Source organism: Ralstonia sp. PBBBR1, assembly GCF_002256165.1.
Lineage (GTDB): Bacteria > Pseudomonadota > Gammaproteobacteria > Burkholderiales > Burkholderiaceae > Ralstonia > Ralstonia thomasii.
The window spans coordinates 118,153-136,034 of record NZ_NKIL01000011.1 but is presented as its reverse complement, the minus strand read 5'-3'; the positions used below and the strand labels follow the sequence as shown (position 1 = coordinate 136,034).

General features: G+C 66.5%; 17 protein-coding genes and 1 pseudogene. 10 read left to right on the top strand and 8 right to left on the bottom strand.

What is annotated here, in order from left to right; translation table 11 throughout:
- Positions 1–117: 117 nt before the first annotated feature.
- The 4 genes from CFE42_RS19600 to CFE42_RS19585 all read left to right on the top strand — a co-directional run bounded on the left by CFE42_RS19600 (position 118) and on the right by CFE42_RS19585 (position 3,248).
- Complete coding sequence (locus tag CFE42_RS19600) at positions 118–852, top strand: amino acid ABC transporter permease (protein ID WP_004635863.1); 735 nt, start codon at positions 118–120, stop codon at positions 850–852.
- A complete protein-coding gene (locus CFE42_RS19595) occupies positions 849–1,502 on the top strand; it encodes an amino acid ABC transporter permease (RefSeq protein WP_004635862.1) in 654 nt (217 codons plus the stop codon). Before CFE42_RS19600 ends, CFE42_RS19595 begins: the two co-directional genes overlap by 4 nt.
- Positions 1,489–2,226 (top strand): ATP-binding cassette domain-containing protein, encoded by a 738-nt coding sequence (locus CFE42_RS19590; protein ID WP_004635860.1) that lies wholly within the window; start codon positions 1,489–1,491, stop codon positions 2,224–2,226. Before CFE42_RS19595 ends, CFE42_RS19590 begins: the two co-directional genes overlap by 14 nt.
- 83 nt (positions 2,227–2,309) lie before the next feature.
- The gene (locus tag CFE42_RS19585) at positions 2,310–3,248 is read left to right on the top strand and encodes a bestrophin family ion channel (RefSeq protein ID WP_004635858.1); all 939 of its coding nucleotides are present in this window, start codon (positions 2,310–2,312) and stop codon (positions 3,246–3,248) included.
- Positions 3,249–3,270: 22 nt separating this feature from the next.
- Here the strand turns inward: CFE42_RS19585 and CFE42_RS19580 are convergent, their stop codons facing one another.
- On the bottom strand, positions 3,271–3,942 hold the full coding sequence (locus CFE42_RS19580; RefSeq protein WP_004635856.1) for a hypothetical protein: 672 nt from the start codon (positions 3,940–3,942) through the stop codon (positions 3,271–3,273).
- Between the two features lie 102 nt (positions 3,943–4,044).
- Complete coding sequence (locus CFE42_RS19575) at positions 4,045–4,743, bottom strand: Crp/Fnr family transcriptional regulator (RefSeq protein ID WP_004635853.1); 699 nt, start codon at positions 4,741–4,743, stop codon at positions 4,045–4,047.
- A gap of 193 nt (positions 4,744–4,936) precedes the next feature.
- Between CFE42_RS19575 and CFE42_RS19570 the strand changes: the two genes are divergently transcribed.
- Entirely contained in the window at positions 4,937–6,571 is a 1,635-nt protein-coding gene (locus CFE42_RS19570; RefSeq protein ID WP_296159163.1) for an acyl-CoA synthetase, read from the top strand.
- 108 nt (positions 6,572–6,679) lie between these two features.
- Here CFE42_RS19570 and CFE42_RS19565 read toward each other — a convergent pair whose 3' ends face one another.
- A complete protein-coding gene (locus CFE42_RS19565) occupies positions 6,680–8,248 on the bottom strand; it encodes a beta-propeller fold lactonase family protein (RefSeq protein WP_004635849.1) in 1,569 nt (522 codons plus the stop codon).
- A 215-nt stretch (positions 8,249–8,463) separates the two neighbouring features.
- Here CFE42_RS19565 and CFE42_RS19560 point away from each other — a divergent pair, with 215 nt between their 5' ends.
- The gene (locus CFE42_RS19560) at positions 8,464–9,009 is read left to right on the top strand and encodes a GNAT family N-acetyltransferase (protein WP_004635848.1); all 546 of its coding nucleotides are present in this window, start codon (positions 8,464–8,466) and stop codon (positions 9,007–9,009) included.
- Between the two features lie 93 nt (positions 9,010–9,102).
- Here the strand turns inward: CFE42_RS19560 and CFE42_RS19555 are convergent, their stop codons facing one another.
- The 3 genes from CFE42_RS19555 to CFE42_RS19545 all read right to left on the bottom strand — a co-directional run bounded on the left by CFE42_RS19555 (position 9,103) and on the right by CFE42_RS19545 (position 12,888).
- On the bottom strand, positions 9,103–9,573 hold the full coding sequence (locus CFE42_RS19555; protein ID WP_004635846.1) for a carboxymuconolactone decarboxylase family protein: 471 nt from the start codon (positions 9,571–9,573) through the stop codon (positions 9,103–9,105).
- Positions 9,574–9,705: 132 nt separating this feature from the next.
- On the bottom strand, positions 9,706–10,614 hold the full coding sequence (locus CFE42_RS19550; protein ID WP_004635843.1) for an RNA polymerase sigma-70 factor: 909 nt from the start codon (positions 10,612–10,614) through the stop codon (positions 9,706–9,708).
- A gap of 75 nt (positions 10,615–10,689) precedes the next feature.
- Complete coding sequence (locus CFE42_RS19545; RefSeq protein ID WP_004635841.1) at positions 10,690–12,888, bottom strand: response regulator; 2,199 nt, start codon at positions 12,886–12,888, stop codon at positions 10,690–10,692.
- A 239-nt stretch (positions 12,889–13,127) separates the two neighbouring features.
- Between CFE42_RS19545 and CFE42_RS19540 the strand changes: the two genes are divergently transcribed.
- A complete protein-coding gene (locus tag CFE42_RS19540; protein ID WP_004635840.1) occupies positions 13,128–13,742 on the top strand; it encodes a glutathione S-transferase in 615 nt (204 codons plus the stop codon).
- A gap of 7 nt (positions 13,743–13,749) precedes the next feature.
- Here CFE42_RS19540 and CFE42_RS19535 read toward each other — a convergent pair whose 3' ends face one another.
- On the bottom strand, positions 13,750–14,898 hold the full coding sequence (locus tag CFE42_RS19535; protein ID WP_004635838.1) for an HPP family protein: 1,149 nt from the start codon (positions 14,896–14,898) through the stop codon (positions 13,750–13,752).
- A 232-nt stretch (positions 14,899–15,130) separates the two neighbouring features.
- Between CFE42_RS19535 and CFE42_RS19530 the strand changes: the two genes are divergently transcribed.
- Both CFE42_RS19530 and CFE42_RS19525 read left to right on the top strand, forming a co-directional pair.
- On the top strand, positions 15,131–15,328 hold the full coding sequence (locus CFE42_RS19530; protein WP_004635836.1) for a hypothetical protein: 198 nt from the start codon (positions 15,131–15,133) through the stop codon (positions 15,326–15,328).
- A pseudogene (locus tag CFE42_RS19525) lies at positions 15,315–16,388 on the top strand (autotransporter-associated beta strand repeat-containing protein); the annotation flags it as partial. The gene CFE42_RS19530 and the pseudogene CFE42_RS19525, both read left to right, overlap by 14 nt.
- A 4-nt stretch (positions 16,389–16,392) precedes the next feature.
- On the opposite strand, the gene CFE42_RS19520 reads toward CFE42_RS19525, so the two are convergent.
- A complete protein-coding gene (locus CFE42_RS19520; protein WP_037044940.1) occupies positions 16,393–17,274 on the bottom strand; it encodes an AraC family transcriptional regulator in 882 nt (293 codons plus the stop codon).
- A 269-nt stretch (positions 17,275–17,543) separates the two neighbouring features.
- On the opposite strand from CFE42_RS19520, the gene CFE42_RS19515 reads away from it, so the two are divergent.
- Positions 17,544–17,837 carry a GYD domain-containing protein gene (locus tag CFE42_RS19515; protein WP_004635830.1) on the top strand — a complete coding sequence of 98 codons (294 nt, stop codon included), beginning with the start codon at positions 17,544–17,546 and terminating at the stop codon, positions 17,835–17,837.
- Positions 17,838–17,882 lie beyond the last annotated feature (45 nt).

Below are 17,882 nucleotides of genomic sequence, written 5' to 3'. Positions count from 1 at the left end.
TGCGATGCTCGCCGTACCCACGTACGGCTGCGCTTCTCGCGCCAACCTCGGGCCGCTCGCTACGGATCGTGAACAGGTTCTACGCACGTTCGCAACGCAAGTCCGCCGGACCTCTTCATGGCTTATCAATTCGACTTTGGCGCTGTCTTCAGTTACAGCGGCCAGCTCGCGCAGGGCGCGGCATTCACGCTCGCGCTCACGGCGGCGGGCGCGGTGCTCGGTGGCGCCATCGGCATTGCCGGGGGTGTGTGCCGCGCCTGGCGCATCGCCCCGTTCAATGCGTTGTTCAAGGTGTATGTGGAGGGCATCCGCAACACGCCGTTTCTTGTGCAGTTGATGTTCGTGTTCTTCGGCTTGCCCTCGCTGGGCGTGCAGATCAACGAATGGCAGGCGGCGTTGCTCACGGCGGTGGTCAACTTGGGCGCGTACATCACAGAGATCGTGCGTGCCGGCATTCAAGAAACACCGCGCGGCCAGCTGGAAGCGGCCAATGCGCTGGCGATGAGCCGCTGGGCCATCTTCCGGCACGTGGTGCTGCGGCCCGCGCTGCAGAAGGTGTGGCCGGCGCTGAGCAGCCAGATCGTGATCGTGATGCTGGGCACGTCGGTCGTCTCGCAGATCGCCGCGCAGGATCTGACCTTTGCGGCCAACTTCATCCAGTCGCGCAACTTCCGCGCGTTTGAAACCTACCTGATGGTGACGGCGCTGTACTTTGCGCTGGCGATGTTGCTGCGTCAGTTGCTCGCCTGGATCGGCCAGCGCTTTATTGTCGGGCGCCGCGCGCCTGCGGTGTCCGCTGCACCGCTTGCTGCCACCGCCACCGCAGCCGCCTCCGTTGGAGACGCCGCATGATTGCCGACATCCCTCTGTTGCCCATTCTCCTCAAGCTGGGGGAGGGGCTGCTTGCCACGCTCATGCTGTCGCTCATGGCCTTTGCGCTGGGCGGCACGGCCGGCTTGGTGGTGCTGTTTGCCCGCGTGGGGCGCAACGCCACGCTGCGGCGAGTGAGCAAGGCGTATATCCAGCTCTTTCAGAACACGCCGCTGCTCATGCAGATGTTCATCGTGTTCTTTGGGGCGTCCATGGCGGGGTTCGAGATGTCGCCGTGGGCGGCCGCCGCCATCGGCCTGACGCTGTACACCAGTGCCTATCTGGCCGAGGTGTGGCGCGGCTGTGTCGAGGCCATCCCGCGCGGCCAGTGGGAAGCATCTTCCAGCCTGGCGATGGGGTACTTCCAGCAGATGCGCCACGTGGTGCTGCCGCAGGCGGTGCGCCTGTCGGTTGCGCCCACCGTGGGGTTCTCCGTGCAGATCGTCAAGGGCACGGCGGTGGCCTCCATCATCGGGTTTGAAGACCTGTCCAAGCTGGGTTCGGTGCTGGCCAATGCCACCTTCCAGCCGTTCCTTATCTACGGGCTGGTGGCCATTGGGTATTTCGCGCTGTGCTGGCCGCTGTCTCTTTACGCCTCTCATCTGGAAAAGAAGCTCTATGCCGCTCGTTGATCTCTGCGCCGTACACAAGCATTACGGCAACAACCACGTTCTCAAGGGTGTCGACCTGCGCGTGGAGGCCGGCCAGGTGGTCGCCATCATCGGGCGCAGCGGCTCGGGCAAGAGCACGCTGCTGCGGTCCATCAACGGGCTGGAGACCATCGACGACGGGCAGATCGTCGTGGACAACGCGGTGCTGCAGGGCTCGCAGGCCACGCCCGCGCGGTTGCGCGCGCTGCGCCTGAACGTGGGCATGGTGTTCCAGCAGTTCAACCTGTTTCCGCACCTCACAGCCGGCCAGAACGTGGCGCTGTCGCCCGTGGTGGTCAAGGGCATGAAGAAGGCCGATGCCAACGACCTCGCGCGCCAGATGCTCGTCAAGGTTGGCCTGGCCGATAAGTTCGATGCGTACCCGGATCAGCTCAGCGGCGGCCAGCAGCAGCGCGTGGCCATTGCCCGCGCGCTCGCCATGCAGCCGAAGGTGCTGCTGTGCGACGAAATCACCTCCGCGCTGGACCCGGAACTGGTGAACGAAGTGCTGGCCGTGGTGAAGCAGCTCGCCGCCGAAGGCATGACGCTGATCATGGTCACGCACGAGATGCGCTTCGCGCGTGACGTGGGCGATCAGCTCGTGTTCATGCACCAGGGGTTGATCCATGAAAGCGGGCCGGCCAAAGAGGTGTTTGCCAGCCCCAAGACGGCGGAGCTGGCGGCGTTCATTGGCGCGGTGCAGTGAGGCGCAGGGCATAGGCAGGCATCCGGGCGGCCTTGCCTCTGCCATAATTCGCGCACTCCCCTGCAACGCATTCGCGTCTTCCCATGGTTGTCCGCCCCCATTTGCACTGGTTCCGCATGCTGCTCGCATGGCGCGGGTCGGTGTTGCCGCAGCTTCTGCCGCGCCTGTTCCTGATCTTCTTCGTGTCGTTGGTGGCCATCGCGGTGCATGCGCACCTGCTGCCCGTCTCCGTCAACCTGAGCACGACGCCGTTCTCGCTCGTCGGTATTGCGCTGGCGGTGTTCCTGGGCTTTCGCAACAACGCCAGCTACGACCGCTACTGGGAGGCCCGCAAGCTCTGGGGCCAGTTGCTCAACACGGCGCGTTCGCTCACGCGCCAGGCACTGACGCTGCCGCGCGGTGGTGGCCCGAACGGTCCCGCAGCCGATGCCGACGTCCGCGAGTTCGCACAGGTGCTGGGCGCGCTGCCGCACGCGCTGCGCCACCAGTTGCGCCACACCGATGCGCGCGAAGACCTCGCCACCCGGCTGCCCGCAGCGTTGCTCGAACGCGTGATGGCCGCGCGCTACCGGCCCATCGTCATCGTGCAGTGGCTGGGTGAATGGGTGCAGCGTCGCGCGCAAGCCGGTGCGCTCGATGGGTACGCCGCCCTGGCGTTCGACCGCAACCTCAACGAGTTGTCGAACAGCATCGGCGGGTGCGAGCGCATTGCGGGCACGCCGCTGCCGTTTGCTTACTCGGTCATGATCCACCGCACGGTGTACTTCTTCTGCGCGGCACTGCCGTTTGGGCTGGTGGAAAGCATCGGCAGTTTCACGCCCGTGTTTGCGGTGTTCGTGGCGTACACCTTCATGGCGCACGAGGCCATCGCCTCGCAGCTCGAAGACCCGTTCGGCACGGAAGACAACGACCTCGCGCTCAACGCGCTGTCCAACACGATTGAAGATGCGGTGCTCGACATCCTTGGCGAGCCGAGCCCGCTGCCGCGTGCGGGCGTGCGGCGTGGGGTGATCTTCGATTGATGCCGCGGTTGCGGCGCAGCGCTTAAAGGGCCATCGCCAGCGGCTGCGCCCACCGCTCCAGCGGGGCGGTGCTGCCGTGCACCGAACCGCTGGCCGAATCTGCGTTGCCCGCCAGCAGGGCACCCAGCTCCACCCCGAACAGGCTTGCGCACGTTTCATTCAGCGTGCGCGCGTTGCGGAGGCCGGCCCGCCGGGCCAGCGCGTGCAGCGCTTCAGCTTCGGGCTCGTCATTGCCGCACGTGTGCGCCAGCCGGTACAGCGCCCAGGCGGCGCGTTGCTCGCGCACCAGCGCATGCAGTGCTTCCCCTTCCGCAAACAGACGCGCACGCACCTGGCGCGGGCAGGCCTGCCAGCAGTGGCTCAGCAGCGCGGCGTTCCACGCCTGCACGGGGTGTTCGAACACCAGCGTGGCGAATGCGCGCGCCCAGGGCTTGTCATGCTGGATGGCGGCCATGCGCGGGCAGCCGGCGTCGGGCACGGCCTTGAACGTGATGGCGCACGGCTGCCACAGGGTGCCCGGAATCTCGCAACCGAAATGCGCGAAGGCGGGCACCACGAACGGATTGCCCGGGCGCACTTCGCGCCGGCCGTTGGCATCGCGCAGGCATACGGTGCCCTGCTCGGACTGCACGCGCACCGCAAACGGAAAGCGCAGGCGCGAGAGACGGACGTGGGCGCGGCTGATGAGTGGCATGGCTGACCGATAAGGCGGCGGATGAAGCGCGACTGTTGCAGGATTCTATGTCTGTGCGCAACAGGGGCAATGTCGCCCGGGTGACAGAGTCGGGCGCGGCGCTTACAGCTCCGACAGGCCGAAGAGCCGCAGCCGCTCGAGGTCGGTCACGCGAATGGTCTGGTATGACAGCGCGATCATTCCGCCTTCGGCCAGCCGTTGCAGCGCGCGGTTCACGCGCTGGCGCGACAGCCCCGTCAGCAGCCCGATCTCTTCTTGTGACAGCTCCAGCACGGTGCTCGTGCGCGGGTACAGGGCAGGGTGGAACAGCTGCGCAATCGCTTGCGCCACGCGCGCATCGGCGCTCAGCAGGCGGTCGTTCTGCACGGTGGCAATGAACTGACCCATGCGTTCGTTGAGCTGGCGCACCACAAAGCTGGCAAACGGCAAGCTCTGCGCGAGCAGCGTATTGAACACGGGTTCGGGCACCAGCAGCACGTGCGAGGCGCGAATGGCGATCACGTCATAGCGGCGGTCTTCGCGCTTGATGACGCTGCCCTCGCCGCACCAGCCGCCCGCAGGCACGCCGGAGAACGTGCAGCCCCGCCCGTCGGAGGTGTACACGGCCAGCTTGATGAGCCCGGTGTCCACGCCGATCCAGTAGCGGGACGGTTCGCCGCGGCGGGCAATGAAGGCGCCGGGCTCGAAGGCCTGCAGCAGGGTTTCTCGCGCGGCCAGGGCCTGGTGTTCAGGCGCAAGCGCGGTGAACCACGCATGGCCTTCCAGTTGCGTGGCGGGCGTCGGAGCACGGGGTGTCGTCATGGCAGGCGAAGGCACACGGTCAAGGGTCGCGGGGGCGCGTGGGGCTCTGCCTTCGCTTTGTAAGAAACCCGTCAGCCTTCGGGTGGCGCGGGTTTCCGGGCGGTTTGTCACTCAGGTGACAGAGTGCGGGAGCCGGCCGATGATAGCGTTGCCCAACAAAAAGCAACAGCGCCCGGCGCACGGAGACACAGCAATGCCCACGGATTTTGATAGCGGTCTGGCCCGCAACGCGGCCAACTTCGTCCCGCTCACACCCATCGAGTTTCTTGCCCGCGCGGCGGATGTGTATGGCGACCGCCTGGCCATCGTGCACGGGCCGGTGCGCCAGAACTGGCGCGACACCTATGAGCGCGCGCGGCGCCTGGCCAGTGCGCTGTCGCTGGCGGGCGTCGGCCGTGGCGACACGGTGGCGGCGCTCCTGCCCAACACGCCTGCCATGGTGGAGGCGCACTTCGGGGTGCCGATGGCGGGCGGCGTGCTCAACGCGCTGAACATCCGTCTGGATGCCGCCAACCTCGTCTTCAAGCTGCGCCATGGCGAAGCCCGCGTGCTGCTGGCCGACACCGAGTTTGCCGACCTGGCCCGCCAGATGGCGCTGGAGATTCCCGGCCTGAAAGTGATTGCCGTGAACGATGCCCTGGGCCCGCAGGCCGAGCCGTTTGGCGACACCGATTACGAAACGTTCCTGGCCTCGGGCGACCCGCACTACGCCTGGCAGTTGCCGGCCGACGAGTGGGACGCCATTGCGCTGAACTACACCTCGGGCACCACGGGCGACCCGAAGGGCGTGGTCTATCACCATCGAGGCGCGGCCATCAACGCGGTGTCGAACATCCTGGAGTGGGATCTGCCGAAGCATCCCGTCTATCTCTGGACGCTGCCGATGTTCCACTGCAATGGCTGGTGCTTCCCATGGACGATCGCGGCGCGTGCGGGCGTGAATGTCTGCCTGCGCAAGTTCGAGCCGAAGCTGGTGTTCGACCTCATGCGCGACGAAGGCGTGACGCACTACTGCGCCGCGCCCATCGTGCATACCACGCTGGTGAACGCGCCGCCGTCGTGGCGCGAGGGCCTGCGCGGGCCGGTGCGCGGCATGGTGGCGGGTGCACCGCCCCCGGCCGCCGTGCTGGCGCAGATGGAAGCCATGGGCTTTGAGCTGACGCACGTCTACGGCCTGACCGAGGTGTACGGCCCTGCAGCCGTCTGCGCCGAGCAGGACGAATGGCGTACGCTGCCCGAGCACGACCGGGCAACGATGAAGGCGCGCCAGGGCGTGCGGTACCACCTGCAATCGCAAGTGGCGGTGCTCAACCCCGAGACCATGCAGCCTGTGCCGGCCGATGGCGAGACCATTGGCGAAATCATGTTCCGCGGCAACATCTGCATGAAGGGCTATCTCAAGAACGAGAAGGCCACGCGCGAGGCCTTTGCCGGCGGCTGGTTCCACACCGGCGACCTGGGCGTCTGCATGCCCGACGGCTACATCAAGATCAAGGACCGCAGCAAGGACATCATCATCTCCGGCGGCGAGAACATCTCAAGCGTGGAAGTGGAGGACGCGCTGTATCGGCACCCGGCCGTGCTGGCTGCCGCCGTGGTTGCCCAGCCGGATGCCAAGTGGGGCGAAACGCCCTGCGCCTTCGTTGAACTCAAGGACGGCGCCACCGCCACCGCAGAAGACCTGATCGCACATTGCAACACTTTGCTGGCCGGCTTCAAGGTGCCCAAGGCAGTGTTCTTCGGGCCGCTGCCCAAGACGTCGACGGGCAAGATCCAGAAATACGAGCTGCGCCGCAAGGTGAAGTCGACTTCGGCGATCGATGTGTGAGGCTGGCCGGGGCTGCCGCGTGGGACCCCCGCAATAAAACAGAGCCCCTCGCCTTCGCGAGGGGCTTTGCATTCCTGCAGACCGATTCAGCTCAGCTCAACTACAACCTCACGGCACCGCCACAATCGCCATCCCGCGCGGGATGTTGCCGGTGGCGGCTGACCCGCTTGCCACGGCGGTCAGCTTGCCGGTGGTGCTGTCGATGCTGTATGCGCTGACGCTGTTGTCCACGGCGCTGACCACATAGGCGAAGGTGCCGGCGGGGTTGACGAGCACGGTCACGGGCGCGTTGCCGGTGGGTGTGGTGGCGACCGCTGTCAGGGCGCCGTTGGACGGGTTGATGCTGAAGACGCTGACCGTGTTGGCCAGCACGTTGGTCACGTACATGAAGCCGCCCGACGGTGCGATGGCGATGTAGTACGGGTTGGTGCCTGCCGCCACCGGTGTGCCCGATGCGGTGAGCGCCCCGGTGTTGCTGATGCTGTAGACGTTGATGGTGTTGTCTGCGGCGTTGGTCACGTAGGCGTAGGTGCCCGCCGAGTTGACCGCGATGAACTGCGGCGTGTTGCCCGTGTTGACCGTGGTGCCCACCTGCGTGAGTGCGCCCGTTGTGTTGTTGACGGCAAACGCCATGGCCGTGCCCGGCGTGGCGCCGCTGTTGGCGTTGACCACGTAGGCGAAGGTGCCTGCGCTGTTGATGGCGACCGTGTACGGGTTGGCCCCGGCGGTGATGGGCGCGAGCGCGGTCAGTGCACCGGTGCCCGTGTTGACGGAGAACGCCGACAGCGTGTTGTCTCCATAGTTGGTCGTGTATGCGAACTTGCCGTTGGGCGTGCGCGCAATGCTGTAGGGCTGTATGCCCGTGGGCGTGGCCGAGCCGACTACCGTGAGCAGTCCGGTATCGGCATTGATGGAGAGCGTGGTGACGGTGTTGGCGTTGGCGTTGGCCACGTAGACGAACTTGCCCGCCGGGTCGATGGTCAGCGACAGCGGCCCTGCTCCCACCGCCACTGCCGTGCCGACTGCGGTGGGCATGCCGGTGGTCGCATCCAGCGTGAAGGCCGAGATGGTGCCGTCGTTCGAGTTGACCGCATAGCCGAACAGGGGCTTGGGCGTGCAGGCCACCGCAATGGTGGTCACGTTGCTGGTGCCCACGGTGCCGCTGCCGTTGGTGACGGTGCAGTTCTCACCCGAAGGCCGCGTTCCGACCGTCGCTGCATAGGGCTTGCCCTGCGCGAGCTTGGTCGGGAAGTTGAAGCTGCCATTGGCGTTGACGACAACCGCATCGCCGCCGTTGTCCAGCAGCGTGACGGACTTGCCGCTGGTCAGCCCGCTGACGGTACCGCCCACGGAATAGGTCGCCGGCGCTGGCGCAGGTGTGGGCGCCGGCGTTGGTGTGGGCGCAGGTGATGGCGATGGCGTCGGTTTGGGCGCCGGTGTGGGCGCGGGTGACGGGGTGGGGGCTGGCGTGTTGTTGTTCGTCGGTGGGGTCGTGGTACCGGCATCTTCGCCGCCACCGCAGGCACTGAGCCCCAGCGACAGCGCGGCGGCCATCACCAGCGCGGCGCCGTGCATGCCGCGTGCGTGCCGCGGGGCGTCGGGCGGAATCGGTGCCGGTGTGGGTTGTGTGTATGCGCTGCTGCTGCGTTGCGCTTTGGCGATTAAAAGCTCGGCCATGGCTCCCCCCCGTTCCGGTTGTCGCGGTTTGTAGATTTGTTGACTCGCGTTTCCCGAAGCATAGGTACCTGGGCACATGCCGACATAGGCCAATTGACGGACAAAGCCCTCGGCTTCATGGACGGAGGCGGCACTGTAGGTCGTGTGCGTGTGATTGGCGCGATACTGGCCGCTTACGTTTGCTTCTTGCCTACACGCTGATCGCCTTGCCAGCCATGTCCAACGCCAACCCAAACTCGAACAACACAGTCTTGATCCGCCAGTTGTCTTTTGTCGATGCAGCTGACGTGGCGGACTACCGCGCCATTCGTCTTGCTGCGCTCAAGGATTCGCCCGACGCATTCGGTTCAACGTACGAGGCCGAGGTCGGGCTCTCGACGGAAGCGTTTGCCGAGCGCTTGGCGACCACCATCGTGCTGGGCGCCTATGCGGGAACCGGCAGCGACGCACGCATCGTCGGCATGGTCGGCTTCAAGCAGCAAACGATAGCGAAGCTCGCGCACAAGGGTTTTGTGTGGGGCTTTTACGTGGCGCCGGCCGCGCGCGGGCGCGGCGTGGGCGTGGCGCTGGTGGAGCGCATCGTGGCGGCGGCAACGGGGCTCGTCCAGCAACTCACGCTGTCGGTGGTACGCGGCAACGATGCAGCGCTGGCACTGTACGAGCGTTGCGGGTTTGAGACCTACGGCGTGGAGCCGCGCGCTCTCCAATCCACCACGGGCTATGCAGACGAAGTGCTGATGGTGCGCTTCCTGCACGGCTGAACCTGTTGAACCTGTAGGTGCAGCGCCTACGCATGTGCGCAAGCGCTGCTGTACAGCGATCGTCGTACTGGCGCAGCTTCCCGCTGTTTTCTGTTAAGCCGCTGCAACATGCGGCGCCTTCAGCGGCACTGGGTTGCGCAGGCTCACGTTCAGCAGGTTCCAGCTGTTGATGGTGACGATCACAAAGCTCAGCTCGGCGATCTCCTCATCGCTGAAGTGTTCGCGCAGCCGGGCGAATTCTTCGTCGCTGGCATCGCTGTGCGGGGTGTTGGTGACCAGTTCGGCCCAGCGCAGTGCGGCGCGCTCGCGCTCGGTAAAGAACGGCGCTTCGCGCCAGCCGGCCACGGCGTTCAGGTGGCGCGGGTCTTCGCCCATTTTGATAAGGTCGGCCCAGTGCATGTCGATACAGAAGGCGCAACCGTTGATTTGCGACACGCGCAGCAGCACAAGGTCGACCAGCCTGGCGCCCAGCAAGTCGCGGCGCAGGCCGTTCGACAGGTTCAGCAGGTTGTTGAACGCCTTCGGTGCGAGTTGGAAGTAGGCAATGCGGGGGGCTTGCGACATACGTGGCTCCTGAGGGTTTGAGTTGATGAAGGAGCCGATGCAGGCGGCAGGTGGGTGCCTTGCGTCGCTCCATACCCTGAAGACGCCTAGCGCGGCTGCGTTGTGACAGCCCCGCAAGAAAACTTTGTTTTTTTATGCGCCGATGCCGATGTGCGCCAGCTTGTCCGGATTGCGCACCACGTAGATGGCCACGATCTGGCCGTTCTCGATGACGAACGACTGCGCCGATTCCAGCTTGCCATCCACGTAGCGCAGCAGGCCGGGCTCGCCGTTCACGCGGGCGTGTACGTAGCGGACGTCGCCCATGGCGCGCACCAGCTCGCAGTAGATCTTGGTGATCTGACCGGCGTCTTGAATGATGCGCGTGAACGACGGCACCTTGCCGCCGCCGTCGCCCACGAGTTGCGCGTCATCTGCCAGCAGCGCGCGGATGGCATCGCGTTGGCCCGTTCGTGAGGCTTGCGCAAAGCGCTCGAGCAAGTCCCGATGCGCATCGGGCGCGACATCGAAGCGCGGGCGCTCCTGCTGCACCCGGTCTGATGCGCGGTGCACCATCTGCCGGCACGCGGCTTCGGTCTTGCCCAGCAGGGCGGCGATCTCCGAGTAATCCTGATCGAATACCTGGCGCATCAGAAACGCCGCGCGCTCTTCGGGCGACAGGCGCTCGAGCACCCACAGCAGGGCCATCGACACATCGCCTGCCAGTTCCACGGCGGTTTCGGGCGTGGGGGCGTGGCTTTCGGGTTCAACCAGCGGCTCGGGCAGCCACCAGCCGACGTAGGCTTCGCGCTCGGTCTTGGCGGCGCGCAGGCGGTCGATCGACAGGCGAGTGACCACCGTCACGAGCCATGCCTCGGCCGATTGCAGCGCGGTCTGGTCGGTTTGGTGCCAGCGCATCCAGGCGTCTTGCAGCACGTCTTCAGCGTCAGCGCGGCTGCCGAGCATGCGATAGGCAATCGCAAAGAGGCGGGGCCGGACGGCGGTGAAGGTCGTGTCTTCGCTGTCGGTGCGGGTGGTGCGGTCGGGGCTGGGCTTGGTCATGGCGGGCGTATCGTCCGGGGATGATGCTCCCTCCCTAGACGGGCGGGCGAGATCGTTTGTGACCGGGTGCTTCGGTTATGCGGCGTTCGTCACATTCTGCGTATCGGCAGCCCTTACGGTTGCGCCGAGCCACGGCGCCAGCGCCTGCTGCAGCGTCATCAGGTCGATCGGTTTGCCGAGCAGGCGTGCGCCGGCAATGGGCTCGCCAATCTCGGCTTCCGTGCCGTAGCCGGACATCAGCAGCACCTGCAGTTGCGGTTGCATGCGCAGCAGCGTGCGGGCGAGGTTCGCGCCGGATTGGCCGGGCAGGGTGAGGTCGGTCAGCAGCACCTGAACGGAGCGCGTGCGGGCCAGTGCAAGGGCGTCTTCGGCATTGACGGCGGCCACGCATTGCAGGCCGAAGGTGGTGAGCACCTCCTGCATGGCTTCGCGCGAGGCGGTGTCGTCTTCCACCAGCAGCACCGCAGGCGGTTGTGAAGCGTCTGTAGCCACGGCAGGGCCCGCCGATGGCGATGCCGATTGCGCCTGTGCCTGCGCGGTGCGGCTGGCGGTGAGCACGTTGCGCACCATGCGCGCCAGGTCATCACGCCGGTAGGGCTTGCCGAGGAGTGTCACACCCGGCGGCAGCCTGCCGTCGTGCTGCACCTCGTCACGCGGATAGCCCGAGACGAGCAGCACCGGCAGTGGCGGCACGCGCTGCGCGGCGCGTATCGACAGTTCGCTGCCCTTGATGGGGCCTGGCATGATCACGTCGGTAAACAGCAGGTCGATGGACGTGCCGCTGTTCATGAGGTCGAGCGCGGCCTGGCCGTTGGCGGCCGTGAGCACGCGGTAACCGAGTTGGGTCAGCATGTCGACGGCGGTCAGGCGCACGTCGGTATCGTCCTCCACCACGAGGATGGTCTCGCGCCCGCCCATGGGCGTAACGATGGTGTCGCGCAGCTCGACGGCATCGTCCGGGGCCGCCTCCGTGCAGCGCGGGAAGTAGAGCTGCACCGTGGTGCCTTGTCCGACTGTACTGTCGATGGCGATGTGCCCGCCGCTCTGCTTGACGAAGCCGAACACCATGCTGAGCCCCAGGCCCGTGCCGTGGCCGTCGGGCTTGGTGGTAAAGAAGGGCTCGAAAGCGTGTTCGACCACTTCGGGTGGCATGCCCACGCCGGTATCGGTGACGGAGAAGACGAGGTAGTCGCCGGGGGCAAGCTGATCACGCACGTCCGCCTGTGTGTTGTCGAGCGTGACGTTGTTGGCGGCAATGGTCAGCACGCCGCCGCCGCGCATGGCATCGCGTGCGTTGATGGCGAGGTTCAGCAGCGCGTTCTCGAGCTGGTTGCGGTCGGCCTGGACGTTCCACAAGTCGGCGGCCAGGTGCGTTTCCACCTTGATGGCTTCGCCCAGTGCGCGGTGCAGCATCTCGCTCATGCCTTGGACCAGCCGCGTCGGGTTGACGACCGCCGGCGAGAGCTGCTGGCGGCGCGCAAAGGCGAGCAGCTGCGCCGCCAGCGTGGCACCGCGCTGCACGGCACGCGTGGCGGCGGCAATCCGATGCTGCACGCGCGTGTTGCTCGGTGCCTCCACCGAGAGCATCTGCAGATTGCCGGCAATCACCTGGAGCACGTTGTTGAAGTCGTGGGCCACGCCGCCGGTCAGGTTGCCGATGGCTTCCATCTTCTGGGCCTGGCGCAATTGCGCTTCCACTTCGGCGCGGGCAGACAGCGCATCGGCCACGCGTTGCTCCAGCGTTTCGGTCAACTGGCGCAGGGCCTGCTCGGCGGCCTGCCGCTCGCGCTCGGTCTGCACGCGCTCGGTGGTTTCCACCACGATGGCTAGCACGCCCGCCGGGCGACCGGTGTCATCGGGCAGCGGGCTGTAGTAAAGATCCATCCACACGTCTTCGGGGCGGCCGTTGCGCAGCAGGACGAGTTCCTTGTCGCGGTACGACAGCGTGCCGCCACCGAGGCAGACGTCCATGACATGGCGGTTGAAGTCGGCCACTTCGGGCCAGCCCAGTTCAACGGGGCAACCCAGCAGATAGGGATGACGCCCGCCGGCAAACACGGCGTAGGCATCGTTGTAGACCATGTAGCCGTGGCGGCCCCACAGCATGACCAGCGGCACCGGACACGCCAGCACCATGTGCACGGCGGCACGCAGGCTGGGTGACCAGTCCTGGATCGGGCCCAGTTCAGTGGAGGCCCAATCGAATGCCAGCACGCGCTGCGCCATCTCACCGTTCCAGCCGAGGCAGTCATGGTGATGCGCGAGAAACGGCATAAGGTCTCCTGTCCGGCGGGCAGCACAGTGCACCCGAGTTGTGGTCATTCTAGAAAATCGGGAGGCCGGCCGGCGTCGGCAACAGACGGCTCAAAGCCATGCGGCGCACGCAGAAAACGTGCCTGAGGCGGCCGGCACGCTTTGCGCTGGCTGTCTATCATGTGCATCCGTGCCCGCGCAGCCATGCGCTTCGCACCAAGGTTTTCTACCCACCGACGCTCCAACAGCGAGGAGATTTCATGAAGTTGATCGGCATGCTTGATTCACCGTACGTGCGCCGCACGGCCATTTCGCTGAAGCTGCTCGGGCTGCCGTTCGAGCACGCGGCGGTCTCGGTCTTCCGGCATTTCGATCAGTTCAGCGCCATCAACCCCGTGGTCAAGGCGCCCACACTGGTGTGCGACGACGGCACCGTGCTGATCGACTCCACGCTCATCATCGATTACGCAGAAACGCTGGCAGGCCGCAGCTTGATGCCCGCCGCCATTGCCGAGCGCCAGCACGCGCTGCGCGTGATTGGCCTGGCGCTGGCCGCGTGCGAGAAGGCCGTGCAGATCGTCTATGAACACAACCTGCGCCCGAGCGAGAAAGTGCACGGACCGTGGGTCGAGCGCGTGCACAGCCAGTTACTGGCGGCGGTGGAAGCGCTCGAAGCGGAGTGGAAGGACGCGCCCTTGCCCGTCGAGGAGAATGAGCTGACGCAGGCCGGCGTCACAGTGGCCGTGGCCTGGGCCTTCATCCAGTTGATGGTGGCCGATCGCGTGCCGGCGGCGGATTACCCGCGCTTGGTGGCGTACTCAGTGGCGGCGGAACAGCTGGGCGCGTTCCGTGAGTTGCCGATGGATGCGGTTTGATGGCCGCTCAGGCCGCCTGTGGCTCGATGTTGGCCTGACGGTACAGCCCGCCCACCAAGTCGGATTCCGTGACGATGCCGGCCAGCCGGCCGTCGGCATCCAGCACCGGAATGTGGTGGTGGCCGGCGCTGGCAAACATCGGCACCAGATCCGACATGGGCGCGTTGGCGGCGATGGTCTGCACGCGCGTCTTCATGTGATCGGCCACGCGCGGGGGTGTGAGCGCGCCGATGCTGAACCAGCGGCGCACCGTCTGGCGCATGTCCGCTGGCGCCAGGCCGAGCAGGTCGACACGCGTGACGATCCCCACCACGCGCCGTCCTTCGTCCACGACCGGCAATGCCTTGAAACCATGCTGGCGCAGCAGTTCCAATGCACGGGGGATCGACGTGCCGGCCAAGACCGTGACCACCGGCGTGGTCATGATGTCCGCGCAGGTGAGCGCCTGGAAGGTGCGCGTGTAGGCCTGCAGCTGCATCTCGCGCAGCACGGCTTCGATGTCTTCGGGGTCGATGTCGAGCAGCTCGCTCTGGCGGCGCAGCGCTGCCACGATGTCGGCGCGGGTGAAACCGGCCGCGGTAGGCGGACGCTCGGCAGCGGGCAGGCGCTGTGCGTGCGGATACCGGTGGCCCGTGGCCGCGTGGTACACCAGCGCGCCCACCAGCAGCAGCGCAGACTGGATCAGGATCGGCTCGAGCACGAAGCGATAGCCCAGGGCATGCACGGCCGGGCCGCCAATCACGGCGGTGAGCGCCACCGCGCCTGATGGCGGGTGCACGCAGCGCAGTGCGAACATGCCGGCAATGGCTGCCGAGATGGCCAGCGCAGAGGCAATCACCGGATCATTCACCAGCAGCGCGAACGTCACGCCCACGGTAGCCGCCACCAGGTTGCCGCCGATGATCGACCACGGCTGCGCGAGCGGACTGGCGGGCACCGCAAACAGCAGCACGGCAGAGGCGCCCATTGGGGCGACCAGCAGCGGGATCAGCGTGGAAGCGCCCGGCACCATCTTCATCATCGTGCCGGTAAAGAGGATGCCGACGAGGGCGCCGGCAGCGGAACGGACGCGCTCGCTCCAGCGCACCGTCACGGGTGCAGGAATGAAGCTGTGGAGCCAGCGGCGCAGGGCGGGATGCAGGGATGAAGAGGACATGGTCGACGGACGGCGATTGCCCGGACCAGGCTTCACCAATGTCAAAGAATGCAGCCGGCGATTCTATCACGCCGTGACATAACTCACTGTTAGCGCTGTCATGACGGGGAATGCCCCAATGTAGGGCGAAGATCACGCGGATTTGTCAACGAAACGTCACCGTTGTTTCGTGGCGCGTGTCGAGACTGCCGCGCTTTCCAGCGCGCTCTGCGGGTTGCGAGCCCGCCGTACCATGGCCTTCACTGCCCGCCCCGCGTTTTCCCGCCCGCGTCTTTGCTCCAGCCTCGTTGCGCTGTTCGGTGCCCTCGCGCTCACCGCGTGCGGCGGCGATGACACCACCAGCAGCACGCCCGTTGCCACCACGCAGGCCATTCCGGCGCCGCCCGCAGACCCGGGCTTTGTCGACACAGCTGCCGTACCTGGTGCCTGAGCGCTTCCAGCAGATGCTTGCACGCGGCCAGGAGCTGGGCGAGAACCGCATCCTGGCGGGCATGCATTCACCGCTGGATGTGATGTCCGGCCGCATGATCGGCATTGCCGCCGCGGCGGCCAATCTGGTCGACCCGGCCAACGCCGCGCTCAAGGCGGCTGCCTTCACGCAGGCGCACACCGCGCTGATGGCGCAGACCGGCACCGATGCCACGACCTTCCCGGCGCTGGCCCAGTCGGGCACGCCGGCCACCGACCGCTTTGCCGACTACGCCACCAATCAGGCCAACTTCACGCGCCGGATGACGTTTGGCTTCTCGCAGATCAGCGCCACGACACTGGCGCCGATGGTACCCAAGGGCGCCGAGGTGCTGCTGGAAACGCGCTTCCCGTACCTGAGCGCCGACCAGCGCCGCGTGGTGCTCAAGACCACGGAGCTGGCGTCCGGCTACCCGGTGCTCGACGACGCCGAAGGCTGGGGCCGCCTCAACCTGTTCGCGGCGGCCGACGACTACGGCGCGTTCAACGGCAACGTGATCGTGTCGATGGACGCAACGCAGGGCGGCTTCAACGCGGCCGATACGTGGCGCAATGCCATCTCGGGCGCGGGCAAGCTCACCTTGCAAGGCACCGGCAGGCTGCGTCTGGCCGGCGCCAACACCTACACCGGCGGCACACAGGTCGCAAGCGGCGTGCTGGAAGCCGATTCGGCCAACGCATTCGGCACGGGCGATGTGTATGTCGGCGCTGGCACGCTGGCCATCAACGCGCCGGCGGCGGTGGCCATTGCGGGCAAGTTCACGCAACTGCAGGGCACCACGCTTGATCTGGCCATCGGCCCGAACGGCCAGGGCAAGCTCAGCGTGGCCGGCCTTACCACCATTGCGGGCGGCACGCTGCACCTGAAGTTCGTGAACGGCTACACGCCCAAGGTGGGCGACACCATCGCCGTGGTGGATGGCGCGGGCAGCAACCGCCAGTTCTCGACGGTGGTGGTGGACGGCTTCCAGGCCACGGCCATCTACACGGCCACCGGCATCCAGGTTCACCTGGACGCCTGAACGTTCACCTGAGCGGCAGCAGCACGTCCGTCACGGCTTCGTGCTCGGGCACGTCGGGGTAAAAGCGCACGCGCTGGAACAGCAGCGGCGCGTCGCGCAATTCCTCGCCGCTGGCGGGCAGCCAGTCGGCATACAGGTACGCAACGCTCTGGCCGAGCGTGTCGTCGGAGCCCGTGTGGCGCAGCACGGCGTAGCGGCCGCCCGCCAGCGTCTTGCCCGCTACGCCCGCTGCATTGGGGGCGATCGGCGCGAACGTGGCCGCGCAGATGTCCATGCGGAACGCCTCGGGCGGCACATCGTCGGGATTGTCGTAGACGACGTTGTACGTGGCCGAAACGCTCGGGTGCAGCCGATGCTCGCGGCGCCAGGCGATGAACCTGCGAAGGGTCTCGCCCAGGCGTGCTGGGTCACCGCGGTGCTCGATGGCGGCGACCGCGACGGCCTCGCGCTCGACGATCTCAACGGATAGGGTTTGCGGTTGTGCGGGCATGTGTTGGCTCCTGAGGGCGCGCAGCGCCTGTAGATCGGTCGCCCAGGACGCCCACTGCGGCGCCGCCCGAAATGCCGACGGAGATTGTCCCGACTGCCTGCGGAACGCCCGCGCAAATGCCTCCGGCCCTTCGTACCCGCACGCCAGTGCGATGTCGGTGATGCGCGCTTCGTCGCGATAGGCGAGTTGATGCGCAGCGCGCTTCAGGCGTAGCAACTGCACATAGCGCCCGACGTTCACGCCGAACAGCAACGAGAACTGGCGGTGGAAGTGGTAGCTGGAAAACGTTGCCACTTCGGCCAGCCCGTCCACGTCGAGCGTGTCTTCCAGATGCGCGTCGATGTGGGCGAGCACGGCGCGGAAGCGGGCGAGGTAGCGGTCGGTGGCGGTGGTCAGGTTGGGCTCCTGGGTGGCGCTACGTTAGCGCGCGTGATACCGCCGTGCCTGACCGAAGTTGCGCAATGGGCGCTTGTCAGCGGCGGTGTATCGCATCTGAAACCATCCGGGGCACTGCACGGGCTGGAACGGACCGGTGTGGGCGCGATGTTGCCGCAATGCGGCCTGCCAGCTTGCCTGGCGTGCACATTGCACGAAAGCACCTCCCGCGCGTTTCGGCGGCGCGCGATGCGGCTTCCCTCCGACTCCCGCCGATCAGGAGATGCACCATGGCAACCTTTCTGGCCCTGCTGAACTTTACCGACCAGGGCATCCGCAGCGTGAAAGACACCACCAAGCGGGCGGCTGCGGCCCGCGAACTGGCCAAGGCGGCCGGCATCGACATGAAGGCGATCTACTGGACGCTGGGCCAGTACGACCTCGCCGTGATCTGCGAGGGCCCGGACGATGCCGCCATGACGGCCTTCGGGCTGGCGCTGGCCGCGGCGGGCAATGTCCGTTCGCAGACGCTGAGGGCGTTTTCCGCAGATGAGATGAACGGCATTCTCAGCAAGATGCCGTGAGCGCGGTATTACCAAGCACGCAACAAAAAACCGCCCCGAGAGGCG